Origin of the sequence: Neisseria sp. 74A18 (assembly GCF_001308005.1) — a bacterium.
Taxonomy (GTDB): domain Bacteria; phylum Pseudomonadota; class Gammaproteobacteria; order Burkholderiales; family Neisseriaceae; genus Neisseria; species Neisseria dumasiana.
Map to the genome: position 1 here is coordinate 11,971 of NZ_LGZA01000007.1, position 18,810 is coordinate 30,780.

Genomic DNA, 18,810 nt, shown 5'->3' on the forward strand with positions numbered 1-18,810 from the left:
TTTATTTTTTACAAGCATGTTTATTTATATGCCCCAAGACCTTTGCGAAACTCTCAGATGCGGATACAGTTAATTTGAAGCAGCACAGCGAGTGCAGACATATCATATAGACAGGCAAACGAGCGAGCAGCGCACAACGCAGAAATGCGCCGCAGATAGGGGTTTTGCAAAGGTCTCGTCCCGTTTTCCGAATGGCTTTTTGCCCCATAAAAAAGCCGCTTTTTATCAAGCGGCTTCGGCAAATCGGTTTATGCTTCGGCAAACAGGCTCTTAAACCAAAGCACAATACTGTCGTAAGTTCGACCGAACCAACCGGCTTCTTCCACAGCGTTTAAAGCAACCACGTTTTTTTCTGCCAACACGGTGTTGCCGTTCATCACTTTGAGCTTACCCAAAACCTGACCTTTTTGAATGGGAGCCAATACGGGTTGAACGGTTTCCAGTATCGGTTTGATGTTTTGGCCTTCACCGTGGGGGATCGTAACGTAAGAAGCATTCAGAAAACCTACGTTAACGGCATTAGAGCTGCCTTTATACACCTTAACCTGAGAGATGGTTTGGTTAGCATCATACAGCTTGGGCGTATCGTAAGCCTGCAAGGCCCAATTCAATAATTTACTGCTTTCGGAAGCCCGGGCTTCGGTGCTTTCGGTACCGACGACCACAGAGATTACGCGGCGGCCGTTGCGTTTGCTTGAGGCAACCAAATTATAGCCTGCGCTGCTGGTATGGCCGGTTTTCAAACCGTCTACGCTGGAATCGCGATAAAGCAGCAAGTTGCGGTTGGGTTGTTCGATATTGTTGTATTTAAACGATTTCATGGCGTAAATCGGGTAATACTTGGGGAAATCCCGAATGATGGCTCCCGCCAAAATCACCAAGTCGTTTACGCTGGTTAAATGGCCTTCTCCGGGCAAGCCGGTGCTGTTGGTATAAAAAGTATTGGTCATACCTAAGCGCTTAGCTTCAGTATTCATCATAGAAGCAAATCCTTCTTCGCTGCCGCCGATGGCTTCTGCCAATGTGATCGCGGCATCATTACCCGACTGCACGATCAACCCTTTGATTAAATCGCTGACACTAGCCGGCTTTTTGGGATCAAGAAACATGCGTGATCCTTCTGCCCGCCAACCTTTATCGGATACGGTTAGCATTTGTTCCGGTTTCAAGGTGCCGTTATCCAAGGCTTTGAAAGCGAGATAAGCAGTCATTAATTTGGTAAGGGATGCCGGTTCGACTTGGGCATTGAGATTTTTTTCGGCGAGAATTTGGCCGCTTTGCGCATCTTTCACAATATAAGCGGTGGCGGAAATTTCAGGCAGTGCGATAGCCGCCGGCGTGGCAGTTTGGGCAGGTGCATCGGCTTTTGGTGCGGTTGCGGCAGAGGCGTTGCAAATCAGTGCGGCGGTTATCATCAAGCCGAGTAAGGTTTTCTTCATGTAGGTGGCTTCTTTAAATGTTTATGAACGATACAGCCGTCTGTATTTTCAGACGGCCTTGTAGGAATAAGGACATGCCTTAACGCAAGTATTGCAAATTATTAAAGGAATGTTTATATCGCTCCGGCAGCACGATATCCGCCGGAAACAAGCCTTGTTTAAGTGGCGCATTATACCGATTAATGTATTCATTTGCTAAGATTTTTCTTGCTTTCAGACGGCCTGCGGAGTATGGTTTCGGGTTTATTCAAATATTATTTAACCTGTTTGTTTCAGCGATGGCGCGGTTAGCCGAATGAAGCGCAATCTTGCGTTTGCGCTTTTCATTGCTCCATGTTTGCCTCTGCTGCGGAAAAACAGATACCTTTTTGATTAGAATAAATAAATATTATGGCCACTCCTTCTTATTCCGACTATCTTATCCGCATTCTGAATGCTTCTGTGTATGACGTAGCAGTAGAAACCCCTCTCGAACAGGCACGCAGTCTTTCCCACCGTGCAGGCAACCATATTTTGCTGAAACGCGAAGACTTGCAGCCCGTGTTTTCTTTTAAGATTCGCGGCGCGTACAACAAAATGTCGAAGCTTTCCAAAGAAGCTTTGGCACGCGGCATTATTGCGGCCAGTGCGGGCAACCATGCTCAAGGCGTGGCTTTGTCGGCACAGCGTTTGGGGTGTCGCGCTGTGATTGTGATGCCCGAAACCACTCCGCAAATCAAAGTGGATGCCGTCAGAAACCGCGGCGGCGAGGTGGTATTGAAAGGCGTATCTTATAACGATGCCTATGATTATGCGGTCGAACTCGCCGAAAAAGAAGGTTTAACTTATATCGCCCCTTTTGACGACCCCGATGTAATCGCAGGCCAAGGCACGGTAGGTATGGAAATCCTGCGCCAGACTTCCGGCAAAATCAATGCCATTTTCGTGCCCATCGGCGGCGGCGGTTTGGCCGCAGGCATTGCCGCTTTTATCAAACAGGTTCGCCCCGAAATTAAAATTATCGGCGTGCAAACCCATGATTCTTGCTGCATGAAAGTGTCGATCGAAGAAGGAAAGCGGATTGAACTGAAAGATGTGGGGCTGTTTTCAGACGGCACGGCAGTCAAACTTGTAGGCGAAGAAACCTTCCGTATCTGCCGCGACCTGCTCGACGACATTATTACGGTGGATACCGATGCAGTATGCGGTGCCATTAAAGATATTTTCGACGACACCCGCAGTATTATGGAACCTGCCGGAGCCTTGGCATTGGCCGGACTCAAAGCCTATGTAAACCGCACCCAAGCACAAGACGAAACGCTGATTGCCGTTACCAGCGGTGCGAACATCAACTTCCACCGCCTGCGCCACGTATCGGAACGCAGTGAATTGGGTGAAGGCAACGAAGGCATTTTTGCCGTATCCATTCCTGAAAAACCGGGCAGCTTTTTAAAGTTCGTCAACATCATCGGCCGCCGCAATATCACGGAATTCAACTACCGCTACGGCGACGATCAAATCGCGCATATCTTCGTCGGTATTCAGACGGCCGGTGTACAAGACTTAGCCAAAATCAGCGCGGAACTCACCGCCGCCGGATTGCCAAACACCGATCTGACCGATAATGAAGTTGCCAAAATCCACACACGCTATATGGTGGGCGGCCGCACGCATAAAGTAGCCAACGAACGGGTGGTCAGCTTCGAGTTTCCCGAACGCCCCGGTGCTTTGGCAAAATTCTTAAGCAATATGCAAACCGATTGGAACATCACACTCTTCCATTACCGCAACCACGGTGCCGACTACGGCAGAGTGCTCGTGGGTGTAGATGTGCCCCAACAAGATTGTGAAGCATTTGCCGAATTTCTCGACGGACTCGGTTATGTTTACGAAGACGAAACCGATAATGCGGCGTATAAACTCTTTTTGGGCTGAATATCATCCGGGCATGCCGTCAGCAGGCCGTCTGAACAGCAAACTTGACATAACGCAACCAAGATTGAAATAAAATATCCGAAAACCTGATTTTTCAGCTTTTTTCATGAATAATATGGTTTAAATCAAATTATTCAAAACTGCTAACCCAAACAACTCAATACACATAAGGAGTGTTTTCACATGAAACTTTATTTAGCTTTCATTTCCGCAGCCGTATTAGGTTTGACCGCATGTTCTCAAGAGCCTGCACAACAAGCTCCGGCAACCGAAGCCCCTGCCGCTGCCACCGCACCTGCATCAGCACCTGCCGCCGAACCTGCCGCCGCCGTTTCTGAAGCGGCTCCTGCCGCAGCAGCCGATGCCGCTTGCAGCACCGTTGTAGAATCGGACGATGCAATGAAATACAATGTTTCCGAAATCAACATCAGCAAAGCATGTAAAGAATTTACCATCAACCTGAAACATGTCGGCAAAATGCCTAAAGCGGCAATGGGTCATAACATTGTTATTTCCAAAACCGAAGATGTGGACGGCATTGCAAGAGACGGTGCTGCTGCCGGAGTGGAAGGCGAATATCTTAAAGCCGGCGATGAGCGCGTTATCGCTTCAACCAAGCTGATCGGCGGCGGTGAAGAAACTGCCATTACGGTTGATACCGGTAAGTTTGCCGCCGGAAACCAATACGAATTTTTCTGCTCTTTCCCCGGACATGTGGGGCTGATGCGCGGCAAAGTTAATTTGGTAGATTAAAACTCTCTTCCGGCCATTTGCCAGTCAATCAACTCAACTTTTACTACGGCGTTGCTGCCTTGTATGAAAAACAAGTTGATTGACTATATTTCATACCGGAGCATAAAAAATACTCACAAGCCCAACACTTGTGAGTATTTTTTATTCGATATGCAGGCCGCAGCAATTATGCCAGTTCAAATGCTTTGTGCAACACGCGCGTGGCCAGTTCCATATATTTTTCGTCAATCAATACCGATACTTTAATTTCGGAAGTCGAAATCATTTGAATATTGATGCCTTCTTCTGCCAAGGTGCGGAACATTTTAGAAGCAACACCCACATGCGAACGCATACCCAAACCAACGATAGACACTTTGCACACGGTATCGTCACCATCGATTTCAGCAGCGCCGATGCTTTCTTTTAAGCCGTTCAACAGCTCCAACACGGGCTTGTATTCGCCGCGCGGCACGGTAAATGAAAAATCGGTTGTGCCTTCTGCGCCTACATTTTGGATAATCATGTCCACTTCGATGTTGGCATTGGCTACCGCACCGAGAATCTGATAAGCCACACCGGGTTTGTCCGGCACGCCGCGCACGTTGATACGGGCTTGGTTTTTGTCGAATGCAATACCGGATACGGTTGCTCTTTCCATGTTGTTGTCCTCTTCAAAGGTAATTAATGTACCGTTGCCGCCTTCTTGCAGGCTGCTTAACACGCGCAGGCGTACTTTGTATTTACCGGCGAATTCCACCGAACGGATCTGTAAAACTTTAGAACCCAAGCTGGCCAGCTCCAGCATTTCTTCGAATGTTACCGTATCCAATCGGCGGGCTTCGGGCACCACGCGCGGGTCGGTGGTATAGACGCCGTCCACATCGGTATAAATCTGGCATTCGTCGGCTTTTAATGCGGCCGCCAATGCCACCGCCGAAGTGTCGGAACCTCCGCGCCCCAAAGTAGAAATATCACCGTTGGCGTTTACTCCTTGGAAACCGGCCACGATAACCACTTTGCCCGCTTTCAAATCGGCACGCATGGCTTGGTCGTCGATGTCTTCGATGCGGGCTTTGGTATGGGCGTTATCGGTTTTAACCGCAACCTGCCAACCGGTATAACTTTTGGCATCTACGCCGATATCTTTCAGCGCCATGGCCAGCAGGCCGATGGTTACTTGTTCGCCGGTAGACAAAACAACGTCCAGTTCGCGGGGGTCGGGGAAATCTTGCATTTCGTGTGCCAGTGCCACCAAACGGTTGGTTTCGCCGCTCATTGCAGATACCACCACGACCACATCGTGGCCTTCGGCGCGGGTTTTGGCAACACGTTTGGCTACGTTTTTGATACGCTCGGCGGAGCCTACTGAAGTACCGCCGTATTTTTGTACGATTAACGCCATGTTTCGTGCTTTCTTGATTGGGTTGACGGGTGCAACGGAATATCGGTTGCATTTGTAAAAATGTGCAACATTATTACTATTTTTGCCGAGTAATACAAGGTGCTACGCGGTTTTGTGTGTATGAAATGCTTTGACGGAGCGCTTGTTGCTTTTTGCCGCTGCATACTTAGCTGTGCATCTGCCGATATTGGCTTATGAAAACAAATGCTTACATGCAATCAGTCAATTTTATTTTGACTACGGCGTTGCTGTGCTTTAGCTCAAAGGGAACGATTGTGTAAGCCGCTAATGCGGTACAGAATCGGTTCCGTGCTACCTGTACTGTCTGCGGTTTGCTGCCTTGTATGAAAAATTAAGTGGATTAACTACATGTATAGATCGAGGCCGTCTGAAAACCATTTTTCAGACGGCCTCACGCCTCTAAGTTCAAACGATTCAAAGCGTTAATAAACATCGCGCTGGTAACGCCTGTCTTCGCGCAAACCGTTCAAATATTCTTCGGCATCGTCGCGGCTGAGTTTGCCCTGTTCGGCGATAATGTCCAACAAAGTATTGTCCACATCTCGCGCCATGCGGGTTGCGTCGCCACACACATATATATGTGCGCCCTGTTGCAGCCATGCCCAAACTTCGGCGGCGTTTTCGGCCAATTTGTGCTGTACATACACTTTTTCTTTGCCTTGCCTGCTCCAAGCCAAGTCGGCACGGGTCAACAGGCCGTTTTTGCGGTATTGCAGCCATTCGGCCTGATACAGAAAGTCGTCGGTAAACCGTTGGTTGCCAAACACCAGCCAGTTTTTGCCCGCGTCGCCGTTGGCTTCGCGCTGCTGCATAAAGGCGCGGAAAGGTGCTATGCCGGTGCCTGCGCCGATCATGATTACCGGCGTATCACCGTTTTCGGGCAGGCAGAAATGCGGATTGGGTTCGACAAACACGCGCACGCTGCCGCCCTCTTCCAAAGTGCTGCCGACAAAACCCGAAGCCGCGCCGGTGTAGGTGTGGCCGTGGTGTTCGTAACGCACCATGCCCACGGTTAAATGCACTTCATCGCCCACTTCGTCTTGCGCGGAAGCAATCGAATACAGCCGCGGCGTTTGGGCGCGGAACAGCCCGAACAGGGTTTGTGCATCCAACGGATGCGGAAAATCGGCCAGCACGCCCACCGGCGGGGTAACGGCAAGATAAGTATCCAATGCTTCGGCATTTTCTACGGTGCGCTGCAAGTCTTCGCTACCCGATAAAGCGGCATATTGCTGCACAAAAGCAGGCGTGTTTTGAGTGATGTCGGCATGTTCGGTTAAGGCCGTCTGAATATCGGTTTCGCTGCCGTCGGCAAGGCGCACGGTTTCGCTGCCGTTTAAGTTGTTCAAGGCCAGAATTTCCGCCACCAAGTCGGGGGCGTTCAGCGGCCAGATGCCTAACGAATCGCCGGCTTGATAGCGGATGCCGGAGCCGCTCAAGTCGATTTCGATATGTTGTACATCTTTTTCGGCATTGCGGGCGGTAATTTTCTGGCGGACGGCAAGGGAGGCGGTAAACGGCTGCTCTTTCGTGTAAACCTGTGCGGCAGATGACGGTGTTTGAACAGGCTTGAGGCCGTCTGAAACCGACGTTGCGGCTTGCGCACACAGTTCCGCCACTTTAGCGGCAACCGTTTCCACCCAAGCATTGGCGGCCGTCTGAAAATCCAAATCGCACTCACCCAACGCGCTTAAACGGGTTGCACCCAATTCGGCAAGTTTGGCATCGAAATCTTTACCGGCCTGACAAAACTTGGGATAAGAAGAATCGCCCAAGCCGAGCACGGCAAAGCTCAGTTTGCTCAAATCGGGGGCTTTTTTGCCGAACAGCAGTTTATACAGCGGCACCGCTTCTTCCGGCGGCTCGCCCTCGCCCTGCGTGGACGTTACCAACAGCACAATGTCTTCTTCGGGCAGCGTTTTGCTTTTGAAATCGGCCGCCGCCACCAAACGCGCATTGATACCCGCAGACTCCAGTTTCACCAGCAAATCGGCGGCTACCCGGCGGGCGTTGCCGGTTTGCGAGGCCGAAAGCACGGTTACGCGGCGCGGTTCGGCAGCGGGAGCCGCGGCTTCGGGCGCAGCAAAGGCCGTCTGAACGGAAGCGGTTTCTCCCAGCTGGCTCTGCGCCCAACAATAGCCCGACAACCAAGCCAGTTGGGTGGGCGAAAGCGCGGTTAATTGAGCGGGCAGTTCAGGTGGTAGCGGATTGGCTTGGCTCATGCGGGTTTCCTTTTTTATTGTTAACACCGCCGTTGCCGCTGTGCGGTAAAACGGCTGTTTGACTTTGCCGAACTTTAAACAGGCCGTCTGAAAAAAGGAAAGAATGGTTGGTTTTAACAAAATTCATTTTTGTTATATCCAGCCGCTATCGTTAATCCCCCGCTTAATAACCAAAACGTCATACTCGGGCTTAGCCCGAGTATGACCAATATGCTATTTTTAAATTGATTCACTATATTTTTAAATCGCTTCCCCGTATAAAAAAACGGGTCTGAAAAGATTCAGACCCGTTTTTTTATACGGCAGCGCAGCAAGTTTGCACTTACAACTTACCCGCCACTTTTTTATTGCGCATCAAACACAGCATATCGGCGGCCACATGCGCAGCGGCAATGGCGGTAATCTCTGCATTATCGTAGGCCGGAGACACCTCCACCACGTCCATGCCGACAATATTCAAATCGCCCAGCGCGCGGACAATACCCAGAGCGGTATGCGAATTCAAACCGCCGGGAACAGGGGTGCCGGTACCCGGAGCAAACGCAGGGTCGAGGCAGTCGATATCGAACGTGATGTAAACGGGGTTGTCGCCGATAATCTCGTAAATGCGTTTTACCGTCGCCTCAACGCCGTTTTCATTAATCCACGGCGCGAACAGCATATTCATGCCCATAAAATCGCTGTTCCAAGTGCGGATGCCGACTTGGGCCGAAGTTTTCGGCTCGATCAACCCTTCTTTGATGGCTTTGTAAAACATGGTGCCGTGGTTCAAAGATTCGGGCGCATCGTCCGGCCAAGTGTCGCAATGGGCATCGAAATGCAGCAGGCTCAAAGGTTTGCCGTATTTTTCGGCATGTGCCTGCAACAGCGGATAAGTGATGAAATGGTCGCCGCCGAAAGTGAGCATTTTGGCGTTGCTGTTGTTGATGATGTCGCGCGCGTGTTGAACGATGGTTTCACGAATTGTCCACGGCTGATGCGCATCAAACCAGCAGTCGCCGTAATCGATTACGGCCAAATCGTCAAACGGGTCGAAGCCCCACGGAAACAGGTTCAATTCGGCCAACTGCACGCTGGCGGCACGGATAGCCGCAGGCCCTAAACGCGCACCCGGGCGGAAAGTCGTGGCCAAATCCAGCGGCACGCCCGAAACCACTACATCGGCCTCGCTCAAATCGCGCGTGTAGCGGCGGCGCATAAACGACAATGCGCCGGAATAAGTGTTTTCAATGGTTGAACCTTTGAGTGATTCGCGACGGAATGCACCGTCGCCGTAAATTTTACCGCTCATGTCTGTCTTTCATACTTTATTGCTTAAAGGCCGTCTGAATCAATAAACCAAAGGCTTTCAGACGGCCTGAAAGCCTTTTGCCGGAGAGCAACCTTGCTTAATCCGCCGTATGGTTGGCTTTGGCTGCGGCTTGACGCTCTTTGCGTTTTAAACGCAGCTCGCGGATGTGCTGGCGGAAAAAACGTTGGCGTTGGCGTTTTTTCCAAAAGAAATACAGCAGCACCGCCGCACCGATGCCGATTACGATAAACAAGCCGTATTGGAACTGATGGATTTTTTCCATCAGCCATGTACGGTTTTCCGCACCGTAAGAACCCAGATACACCCACACCGGCACCGAAATCAGGGCGGCAAGGCCGTCCATCATCAAAAAGCGCATATACGATACTTTGCGGCTGATACCGGCGGTGATGAAAATGGGCGTACGCAAGCCGGGCAGGAAACGTGCCGCAAACAGCACGCGGTTGCCGTATTTATCGAATTTTTCCTGAACTTGTGCGTAGCGTTGCGGCGTCATCACGCGGGCAATCAGGCGTACTTTCAATATTTTATGGCCGAACACCCGTCCGGCGGCGAACATCAGGCCGTCGCCCACCAACACGCCGAGCATGCCTACAACAACCATAATATGCACGTTGGTGTAGCCCAAACCCGAAATCACGCCGCCTGCCACCAGCGTAACGTCTTCGGGAATCGGCACACCGAATCCGCATGCCAACAGCACCAAAAATACTGCGGCATAACCGTATTGAATGAAGAAAGCTTCTAAAATAGCAAGCATAACGCTTGTCCCTTATTGGTTTGATTGTGAAATATCGCTTAAGTTGATAAAGCCGCAAAAACTATGCTCAAAGATAGGTATAAAGCCGGTTGGGCTGCGGCATAGCCTTTGCCTTGCAATCCGGCTTCACAGCTGTATGAAGGCCGTCTGAACATACTGTCCGACAGATGCCTGTCATTTCTTGGTTTGAGCGGCGTCGGAAGCGTTTTGAATCGCCTCGGCAATCCGTTCCGCACCTTTCTTCGCCCAATCGGCCTGACGTGCTTCTACCATCACGCGCACCACAGGCTCGGTGCCGGAAGCGCGCAGCACGACGCGGCCTTTGCCTTCCAACTCTTTTTCCACTTCGGCCAACACATCTTTCGATGCGCCCTGCCAATCTTGGCCTTTTTGAATGCGCACATTGATCATGGTTTGCGGGAAAGCCTGCCAGTCGGCGCAAACGGTAGCCAAATCCTGATTCAGCGTGCGCAGGGCGGCCAGCACTTGCAGGGCGGAAATAATGCCGTCGCCGGTGTTGTGCTTGTCCATGCACAAAATATGGCCGCTGGCTTCGCCGCCAATCAGCCAACCGCGCTGCTGCAACTGCTCTAGCACATAGCGGTCGCCGACTTTGGCACGGCAAAAGGCCACGCCCTGTTCTTGCAAAGCCAATTCCATCGCCATATTGGTCATTACCGTGCCGACTACGCCGCCGATGGCCGAACCTTCTGCGGCACGGGCTTTGGCAATCACATAAATCAAGCTGTCGCCGTCGTACACTTTGCCGTGGCGGTCAACCATAATCAGGCGGTCGCCGTCGCCGTCGAGCGAAATGCCGTAATCGGCTTCGTTTTGCAGCACGGCGGCCTGCAAAGCTTTCGGATGGGTGGCACCGCATTTTTCGTTGATGTTGTAGCCGTTCGGTTCGTCGCTGATGGCCACTACATGTGCGCCCAGTTCGTGAAACACTTTCGGTGCCACATGATAGCCCGCTCCGTTGGCGGTATCGACGACGAGTTTCAAGCCGCGCAGGTCGTAATTGGCGGGGAAAGTGGATTTGCAGAATTCGATATAGCGGTCGTCGGCACCGCTGACACGGCGCGCCCTGCCCAAACGGTCGGACGGGCGGGTTTTGATTTCTTCGTCCAGCTTGGCTTCGATTTCCAACTCGATTTCGTCGCTCAACTTCACGCCGCCTTCGGCAAAAAACTTGATGCCGTTGTCGGAATAAACGTTGTGCGAAGCGGAAATCATCACGCCGGCGGAAAGGCGCAACGCACGGGTAAGATAGGCGATGCCGGGCGTCGGCAGCGGGCCGGTTTGAATCACGTTAACGCCTGCGGCGGTAAAACCTGCCACCAGAGCGGCTTCGAGCATATAGCCGGAAATACGGGTGTCTTTACCGATGATCACGGTCGGCTTTTGGCCGCTGTCGTGCTGCACCAGCACCTGTCCGGCCGCATAACCGAGTTTCAATACAAAATCGGGCGTAATCGGAAACTGGCCTACTTCGCCGCGCACACCATCGGTTCCAAAATATTTTTTTACCATATAAAAACACTCCGTTCAGACTTGAACCCGTATTGTAAAGCAGCCCAGCAGCGGTATCCAGCGGTTTACAAGGTTTTTCGGTTGGTATTCGGCACAATAAACGATGCCGTCTGAAAGTTTCAGACGGCATCGGTAAGCGCGGTATTTAATTTGCGTTTATTCCCAACGCATTCCACACTTTCAAAGCATCGGCCGTGGCTTTGACATCGTGCACGCGCACTATTTGCGCGCCGCGGGCAACGGCAGCCAATGCCGCCGCCACGCTGCCGTGCACGCGTTCGGCCGCGTTTTCTTCGCCGGTGAGCGCACCGATCATGCGTTTGCGCGAAACGCCGATTAACAGCGGCAGGCCGGACTGTTTGGCCAATTCGTTTAAATGCCGCATCAATAAGATATTGTGTTGCAAGGTTTTTCCGAAGCCGAAGCCGGGGTCGAGCACGATGCGGTTTTTCGCGATACCCGCCTGCACACACGCTGCCGTCCGCTCATTCAAATAATCGGCCACTTCCCGCACAACATCTTGATATTGCGGATTTTCCTGCATGGTTTCAGGCATACCCTGCATGTGTATCAGGCAGATGCCGGTTTGCGCCTGCTGCGCCAATAAATCTGCTGCACCTTCATCGCTTAATGCCGACACATCGTTGATGATATCCACACCGCCCTGCTCCAAAGCCTGCTTCATCACCACAGTGCGGCGTGTGTCCAAGCTAACCGGCACGCCCCACGTTGCCAACTCTTTCAACACCGGCGACACCCTCGCCCATTCTTCTTCGGGCGGCACATAATCCGAACCCGGGCGGGTGGATTCTCCGCCGATATCCAGTATATCCGCGCCTTCTTTCAGCAGCTGCCCGGCGTGTTTCAAGGCCGTTTGAACGGTTTGCGAATAGACGCCGCCGTCTGAAAACGAATCGGGCGTGAGGTTCACAATGCCCATTATTTTCGGCGCACTTAAATCAATAGTAAAACGCCCTGCCTGCCAAACAAGAGAAGTCATCGGTTTTCTTTCGGGAAATACAGCTTAAACACGGAGAGGCCGTCTGAAATCATGCAAAACTGTTCAGACGGCCTGCCTTGATATTTATTTCGACAATACGAAAAATTCGATCAATACGTTTTTGAAGATAAAGCCGAACACGCCCAGCCCCAACACCAAAAACAAAACAAACATGCCGAATTTGCCTGCTTTCGATTCTTTACCGAGATTCCACACGATAAAGCCCAAAAACACAATCAGCACGGTTAAGCAGATTTTCAATGCCCAATCGGCAAATACTGCCTCATCCATATTCCTACTCCTCAACTGTTTTCTTTCAGACGGCCTCTGTATAAAACAGCAAGAGGCCGCATGAAACTTATGCCAGAGCCTGCTGCAAATCGGCAATCAAGTCCTGCACGTTTTCCAAACCTACCGACAAGCGCAGCAAACCCGCTTCAATACCTGCCTGCTGTTTCGCTTCCGGTGCCATTCTGCCGTGGGTGGTCGTCCACGGGTGCGTAATGGTGGAGCGCACATCGCCGAGATTGGCGGTTTTCGAGAAAATGTTTACCGAATCAATCACTTTCCACGCCGCTTCTTGGCCGCCTTCCACCTCGAAAGCCACCACGATGCCGCCGGAAACCTGCTGCTTTTGCATCAACTCTGCCTGCGGGTGATCATCCAAACCGGCATAATAAACGGCTTTCACTTTGGCCTGACCGCGCAGCCATCGGGCAATCTGCAAAGCATTGGCCGCCTGCTTTTCCATGCGCACAAACAGCGTTTCCACTCCGCTGAGCAGCACCCACGCACTAAACGGTGACAAAGCCAAACCTGCCGAATTGCTGTACATCGCGATTTCTTTAATCAAAGCGGTTTTGCCGCAAATCACACCGCCCAACACCCTGCCCTGACCATCGATACCTTTGGTTGCCGACTGCACCGACAAATCCGCACCGAATTTCAAAGGCTGCTGAATAGCCGGCGTACAAAAACTGTTGTCCACCACCAAAAGCGCGCCCGTATCATGCGCCACGGCGGCCAATGCTTCGATATCGGCGATTTCGTTCAAAGGATTGGAAGGCGTTTCCAAAAACAGCATCTTGGTGTTTTCTTTCACCGCCGCCCGCCATTCGGACACATCGGTTTGCGACACCAGCGTGATTTCGATACCGAATTTCGACACGATACCGTTGATAAACCCCGCCGTAGTGCCGAACAGGCTGCGGCTGGCAATCAGATGGTCGCCCGTTTTCAAAAACGTCAGCATGGCCGCCTGAATCGCCGACATGCCCGTAGAGGTTGCCACACCGCTCTCGCCCGCTTCCAAACAGGCCACCCGTTTTTCAAACGCCGCCACGGTAGGATTGGCCGTGCGCGAGTAAGTGTAACCTTCGATTTCTTTTGCAAACAAGGCTGCACCTTGCGCGGCATCGTCAAACATAAAGCTGCTGGTTAAAAACAGCGCCTGATTGTGCTCGTTATATTCGGTTTGGCTTTTCGCACCGCGTATCGCCAGCGTTTCGGGGTGGAGTGTATCGCTCATGATTCTTTCTCGTTATCAACAGGCCGTCTGAAAAGGCACGGCAAAAATTGCCCACATTTTGCGCTTATTTGAACGGGGTTTCAACCTTAAAAACCCCATACCGCTTGTTGGAAAAGCTTGGTTTGGCGCAAAGATTGGGGGACAGTTCAGATTTTCAGACGGCCTCGGCTTTACTCAACGCTTCGGCTGCCGTTTATGTTGAGCCTGCCTGCTCCGATGACTGCGGCTGTTCTTTTTGGATAGCATTTTCTTTCAGATCGTTGTCTAAATCGAATCTCACTATGGTTCTAAAATCAGTCCATTCCTGTGTGTCGAATTTACTTTTCCATGCCGCGTGGATTGCCGCTTTGTCCAACCTTTCATATCCGCTGGATTCAATTAACTTTACTTCGGTGACACGGCCTCCCGGCGCTACCAGTATAGACAGCACCACTTTTCCTTCTTCGCCTTTTTCAACAGACATAACGGGATAAACAGGACGGGGGATTTGCCCGGTTTTCTTAATCGGCATTTCCGCCGACGACGTTGCAGGCAGCGTTTTTGAAGGAGCCATCGGTGCGGCAACCGCAGTTCCCCCACAAAAAGCAGCGAGCAATACGGCAAAAATATCATTATGCTTTTTCATTGTTGACCCTTTGGTGATTCTCTTTTCTGTGGCGCCCATGCTCGATTGGACGGATACGCACTATCGTTACCTTACCCGCCAATTAAGCCGACTTTTCAGACGGCCTCAATAAAGACAGATAATCCGCCGCGGGAAGTTTTTATTTATCGGAACAAAAGCTTATCTGGCTGTATATCTTATCCGTTGTTTCGTGTCGGCAAACTTTACTTTCCACGCTTATTTTGGCGTCTCATTATCCCTATTATGAATTTCATTAGGGTTAATCAATTTGATTTTATAGACTTTATTGTTTACCGAGACCAATAAAAACTGCTCTATATGCGCTTCTTTTTCCTGCTCAGCAGATGCTTTTTGCACATTGCCGTTTGCCCCCGTCCAAACGGAAGCGCAAGGGAATACGGAACGCTGTCCACCCGTGCGGCTTGAATGTGGCTTGCGCTATTGTTTTTTTAGCCGCTTCATCCAATACTTTATATCCGCTTGATTGGATTACCTCTACGTTTTGAATACTCGCATCGGGCGCAACCAGAACGGAAACGACCACATCGCCTTCCCAGCCTTTCATTTCCGCTTCTTCAGGATAGTGAAGCATCGGCACAGGTATCCAGCCCGAATGCGGGTTTGTATCAGCCTTTTTAATCTCGTTAAAAGTCAAAGGCGTTGTTAATGCGGCAGGTTCGGCAAACGCTTTCGTGCTTACGCCCGCTGCCATCATTACCCATAAAATGCACAGATGTTTTTTCATTTTTTCCGTGTTGTATTCAAAATATATTTTAGAAAAACCCGTTAAGCGATTTTAATGAAGCGAGTAAAGCCCGTTTTGGCTTCTCAGAAGCCTACGGCTTTCAGACGGCCTCTATCAACCGTGCGTATGCCCGTAAATCTCTTTTTCGTCTTTCAATACCGCATCTACAATATGCCATTCGCCATCGCGCCACACGCGGTAGAAGCAGCTTTCGCGGCCGGTATGGCAAGCAATGCCGCCGGCTTGGTCTATCAGCATAATCACCGCATCGCCGTCGCAATCCAAACGCAGCTCGTGCACTTTTTGCGTATGCCCCGACTCTTCGCCTTTCATCCATTGCTTTTGGCGCGAACGGCTGTAATAGTGGGCATAACCCGTTTCGGCGGTTTTTTGCAGCGCTTCGGCGTTCATCCAAGCCACCATCAGCACGCGCAGGGTTTTCGCGTCTTGTGCGATGGCGCAGACCAAGCCTTTTTCATCGAATTTAACGGCATCCAGCAGTGGGTTCGGCATGTTTGTTGACTCCTTTTTCAGACGGCCTTTTATACCGGCTTTCTTGTACGATATTTTTAAGGTTGATGATTTTATCTTATATCTATCGGTGGTTGTTTCTCTGCCCACGGTTGAATCTGTTCTAATTGCGCCGCCAAACGCAGCAGTAAATCTTCCCGCCCGTGTGCTGCGGCAAACTGTGTACCTATCGGCAGCCCGTTGTGCCAAAACAGCGGCACACTCATGGCGGGATTGCCGCTCATATTAAATGGTGCGGCGTAGCCAATGTATTGCAACGTGCGCTCGGCTTCTTTTTCAATCAAGGGGTTTTGTTTCATCAGCCAGCCTAATTTCAACGTGCCGAACAGCAAACGAATGATCTTTTGCTCGGTTTCAGACGGCATGAGTTCGCCGATTTTCGGTGTGGTACGCGGGCAAATCGGTGTCATTAAGACATCGTAGCGTGTAAAAAACGCTTCGGCGGCGCGCCCCTGTGTCAGCATCACGTCACGCGCCCACGCCATTTCGCCTGCACTGATTTGCTGTCCTTGTGAAATCAACGCCCAAGTTGTCGGTTCCAACTGGCTGTGATGCAGTTTTTGCCCCGTTGCCTGTTGATGAAGATAAAGCAGTTTGGCTGTTTCACCCATCACCAAGACCCTTGCTGCACGGTTGAGTATTTTAGGCGAGGAAAAATCGGGAGAGGCTTCTTCTAAATCATGCCCTGCATCTGACAACAATTTCAGACTGTGGCCAAATGCCGCTTGCGTGTCTGCATCATTTTCTCCGCCAAACCACGGCTTCCGCCAAAAAGCGATTTTCAGACGGCCTGTGTCGTGTTTGAGGCCGTCTGAAAACGATTCGGCAGGTCGGGGGCAGGCATACAGGGCGTGTGTTTGGGTTTGAGCTGCAATATCGAGAAACAGGGCGCTGTCGCGCACGCTGCGGGTCAGCACATGTTCGTTGACCAAGCCTTGCCATGCTTCGCTTTGTAACGGTTCAAAGCTGCTGCGGCCACGGCTCGGTTTCAAGCCGAAGATGCCGCAATTATGGGCGGGCACACGTATCGAACCGCCGCCGTCGCCGCCATGCGCTGCCGGCACAACACCTGCGGCAACGGCTGCCGCCGAACCGCCGCTGCTGCCGCCCGGTGTATAGCTTAAGTTCCACGGATTGCGGGTAATGCCATAGATTTCTGTTTCAGTAACAGGATACGCGCCCCATTCCGGCGTGGTGGTTTTACCGAAAATGCGCAACCCCGCATTTAGATAAGCCTGAGTTAAAGCGCTGTTTTGTTTGGCTACATAATTTTTCATCATGCGCGAACCCGACCATGTGGGCGTGCCTTCCCAATCGGCGATTAAATCTTTCAATAGAAACGGCACGCCAACCAAAGGCGCATGGGGATTTTCAGACGGCCTCTGCCATGAAAAAGCCCGTTCGCGCAAATCATGGGCCAATAAATTGAGCTTGGGATTTACCGCGTCTAAACGGTTTAAGGCCGTCTGAAGCACTTCATCGGCAGATACTTCGCCTTTGCGGATCAACTCTGCCAAGCCGACGGCATCATATTTTCTGTATTCCTCAAACTGCATGGTTTCTCCTTGTTGTACAGCAGAGCAGGCCATCGCAAGAATGCCTGTCTGAAAACCGCTCACTGCCCGGGCACAAAACTGCCGGTTTTCGCCAAACCGCAGATTTTTCCTTTGCTGTTGGGATAAGCTTTACCGTCGTTGCCGCGCATTTGCAGGCCTTTTTCGTGGGCGAAAAACACCATATTGTCGCCCGCGGCATCCAATTGCAGCAGGCCGTCGTCGCGCCAATGGAAGGTGCCGCGTTTTTCAGACGGCAATACGCCGGCCACTCTGCCGACGTGTCGGGTAGTTAAGCTGTAATGCAGATTGTCGCGCAAAACGATGGTGGCTTCGATGTAATCGCAGTCGGCGCAAGGCAGTTCGCCGCGATAGATGCCGACCCAAGAAGCCGAATCTTTGGCGGCAACTGCGGATAAAACTTCGCGTTCGGCTTTGGGCTGGCTGCTGCTTTCGAGCGTGCAGGCCGTCTGAAATAAGGCTAAGGCAAGCAGAATGAAGCGGTAGGATTTTGCAGGCATGTTCATGAATTTACCTTTTGAAATCTGTGTTTTCAGACGGCCTCTTCTACTTCAAAAACGCCGCGGCTACGGCCACAACCGTCATCACAAACAAAATCGTACGCAAGGTGTTGGGCGAGAGTTTCAACGCAATTTTCACACCGATCATCGAACCGAGTATATTGCCGGCCGCCAGCACGAGGCCGACATCCCACCAAATCTGCCCCTGCACGATAAACACGGCCAAAGCCACGACGGTAAACGCCAGCGTGCACACCAGTTTTAAGGCATTGGCGCGCAGCAGGTTGTATTGCAGCACGCCCGCCAGTACGGGCAGCAGAATAAACGCGGTGCTGGCCTGCACAAAACCGCCGTAAATACCGACGGCAAACAGCAAAACCGCCGCCCCGCGCGTGTCGGACACTTTGCGTTCCTGCACGTTTTGCGGCGGCAATAAAAGCTGCGGTTTGAGAAAAGTGAGCGTGGCCACACCGAGAATGCAGACGAGCAAAGCGGGTTTCAGAATCTGATTGGGCAATACCGAAGCCAGCACGGAGCCGACCAAACCGCCGAATACCATCGGCAGCAAAATGCCGCGCAAATCGTGTGTAGGCAACGCACCGGCGTTTCTAAACCCTCTGATGCCGGTGAGCGACTGGAAAAAAATGCCGACGCGGTTGCTGGCGTTGGCAATATCGGGCGGCACGCCGAAAGCCATCAACAGCGGCAGAATCAGATTGGAACCTCCGCCCGCCAAAATATTGATGATGCTGGCCAAAATGCCCAGCACGGCAATCGCCGCATAATGCCAAAGGGTTAAATCCATGCTGCTCCGATCTGTTTGTAGCTTGGTAGAAGCCTACGGCTTTCAGACGGCCTGAAGTTTATAAAATAAACTTTTTCATAGCTCCGTCACACTCGCATACTCGGGCTTGACCCGAGTATCTTCGATTCCAGTAATCTTATCAAAGATGCTCGGGTCCAGCCCGA

General features: G+C 51.5%; 17 protein-coding genes. 2 read left to right on the top strand and 15 right to left on the bottom strand.

All coding sequences use genetic code 11. The features are described 5' to 3' along the window. Positions 1-248: 248 nt before the first annotated feature. The gene (locus AKG43_RS03735) at positions 249-1,439 is read right to left on the bottom strand and encodes a D-alanyl-D-alanine carboxypeptidase family protein (protein WP_054599238.1); all 1,191 of its coding nucleotides are present in this window, start codon (positions 1,437-1,439) and stop codon (positions 249-251) included. Between the two features lie 390 nt (positions 1,440-1,829). Here AKG43_RS03735 and ilvA point away from each other — a divergent pair, with 390 nt between their 5' ends. Continuing rightward, positions 1,830-3,353 (top strand): threonine ammonia-lyase, biosynthetic, encoded by a 1,524-nt coding sequence (gene ilvA / locus AKG43_RS03740; RefSeq protein WP_054599239.1) that lies wholly within the window; start codon positions 1,830-1,832, stop codon positions 3,351-3,353. 183 nt (positions 3,354-3,536) lie between these two features. Continuing rightward, the gene (gene azu, locus AKG43_RS03745; protein ID WP_054599240.1) at positions 3,537-4,106 is read left to right on the top strand and encodes an azurin; all 570 of its coding nucleotides are present in this window, start codon (positions 3,537-3,539) and stop codon (positions 4,104-4,106) included. 166 nt (positions 4,107-4,272) lie between these two features. Here azu and AKG43_RS03750 read toward each other — a convergent pair whose 3' ends face one another. From AKG43_RS03750 to AKG43_RS03815, 14 genes are all read right to left on the bottom strand, one after another. Further along, the gene (locus AKG43_RS03750) at positions 4,273-5,490 is read right to left on the bottom strand and encodes an aspartate kinase (RefSeq protein WP_054599241.1); all 1,218 of its coding nucleotides are present in this window, start codon (positions 5,488-5,490) and stop codon (positions 4,273-4,275) included. Positions 5,491-5,933: 443 nt separating this feature from the next. Continuing rightward, the gene (locus AKG43_RS03755) at positions 5,934-7,733 is read right to left on the bottom strand and encodes an assimilatory sulfite reductase (NADPH) flavoprotein subunit (protein ID WP_054599242.1); all 1,800 of its coding nucleotides are present in this window, start codon (positions 7,731-7,733) and stop codon (positions 5,934-5,936) included. A gap of 322 nt (positions 7,734-8,055) precedes the next feature. Further along, positions 8,056-9,024 (bottom strand): agmatinase, encoded by a 969-nt coding sequence (speB, locus tag AKG43_RS03760; protein WP_054599243.1) that lies wholly within the window; start codon positions 9,022-9,024, stop codon positions 8,056-8,058. Positions 9,025-9,121: 97 nt separating this feature from the next. Beyond that, the gene (locus AKG43_RS03765) at positions 9,122-9,805 is read right to left on the bottom strand and encodes a DedA family protein (protein WP_054599244.1); all 684 of its coding nucleotides are present in this window, start codon (positions 9,803-9,805) and stop codon (positions 9,122-9,124) included. A 174-nt stretch (positions 9,806-9,979) separates the two neighbouring features. Next, the gene (gene glmM, locus AKG43_RS03770) at positions 9,980-11,338 is read right to left on the bottom strand and encodes a phosphoglucosamine mutase (RefSeq protein ID WP_054599245.1); all 1,359 of its coding nucleotides are present in this window, start codon (positions 11,336-11,338) and stop codon (positions 9,980-9,982) included. A 145-nt stretch (positions 11,339-11,483) separates the two neighbouring features. Next, a complete protein-coding gene (gene folP, locus AKG43_RS03775) occupies positions 11,484-12,338 on the bottom strand; it encodes a dihydropteroate synthase (RefSeq protein WP_054599246.1) in 855 nt (284 codons plus the stop codon). 84 nt (positions 12,339-12,422) lie between these two features. After that, a complete protein-coding gene (locus AKG43_RS03780) occupies positions 12,423-12,629 on the bottom strand; it encodes a DUF2788 domain-containing protein (RefSeq protein WP_054599247.1) in 207 nt (68 codons plus the stop codon). A gap of 67 nt (positions 12,630-12,696) precedes the next feature. Continuing rightward, entirely contained in the window at positions 12,697-13,866 is a 1,170-nt protein-coding gene (metZ, locus tag AKG43_RS03785; protein ID WP_054599248.1) for an O-succinylhomoserine sulfhydrylase, read from the bottom strand. 193 nt (positions 13,867-14,059) lie between these two features. Then, positions 14,060-14,491, bottom strand: coding sequence for an energy transducer TonB (locus tag AKG43_RS03790; RefSeq protein ID WP_197273111.1), 432 nt, complete (start codon positions 14,489-14,491; stop codon positions 14,060-14,062). A gap of 337 nt (positions 14,492-14,828) precedes the next feature. Beyond that, positions 14,829-15,236: an energy transducer TonB gene (locus AKG43_RS03795; protein ID WP_054599250.1), complete on the bottom strand. Its 408-nt coding sequence runs from the start codon at positions 15,234-15,236 to the stop codon at positions 14,829-14,831. A gap of 114 nt (positions 15,237-15,350) precedes the next feature. Beyond that, the gene (gene hisI / locus AKG43_RS03800) at positions 15,351-15,749 is read right to left on the bottom strand and encodes a phosphoribosyl-AMP cyclohydrolase (protein ID WP_004283878.1); all 399 of its coding nucleotides are present in this window, start codon (positions 15,747-15,749) and stop codon (positions 15,351-15,353) included. 71 nt (positions 15,750-15,820) lie between these two features. Then, positions 15,821-17,356 (bottom strand): amidase, encoded by a 1,536-nt coding sequence (locus AKG43_RS03805; RefSeq protein ID WP_369799562.1) that lies wholly within the window; start codon positions 17,354-17,356, stop codon positions 15,821-15,823. A gap of 26 nt (positions 17,357-17,382) precedes the next feature. After that, entirely contained in the window at positions 17,383-17,847 is a 465-nt protein-coding gene (locus AKG43_RS03810; protein ID WP_054599251.1) for a copper resistance protein NlpE N-terminal domain-containing protein, read from the bottom strand. A 40-nt stretch (positions 17,848-17,887) separates the two neighbouring features. After that, the gene (locus AKG43_RS03815; RefSeq protein WP_054599252.1) at positions 17,888-18,646 is read right to left on the bottom strand and encodes a sulfite exporter TauE/SafE family protein; all 759 of its coding nucleotides are present in this window, start codon (positions 18,644-18,646) and stop codon (positions 17,888-17,890) included. Positions 18,647-18,810 lie beyond the last annotated feature (164 nt).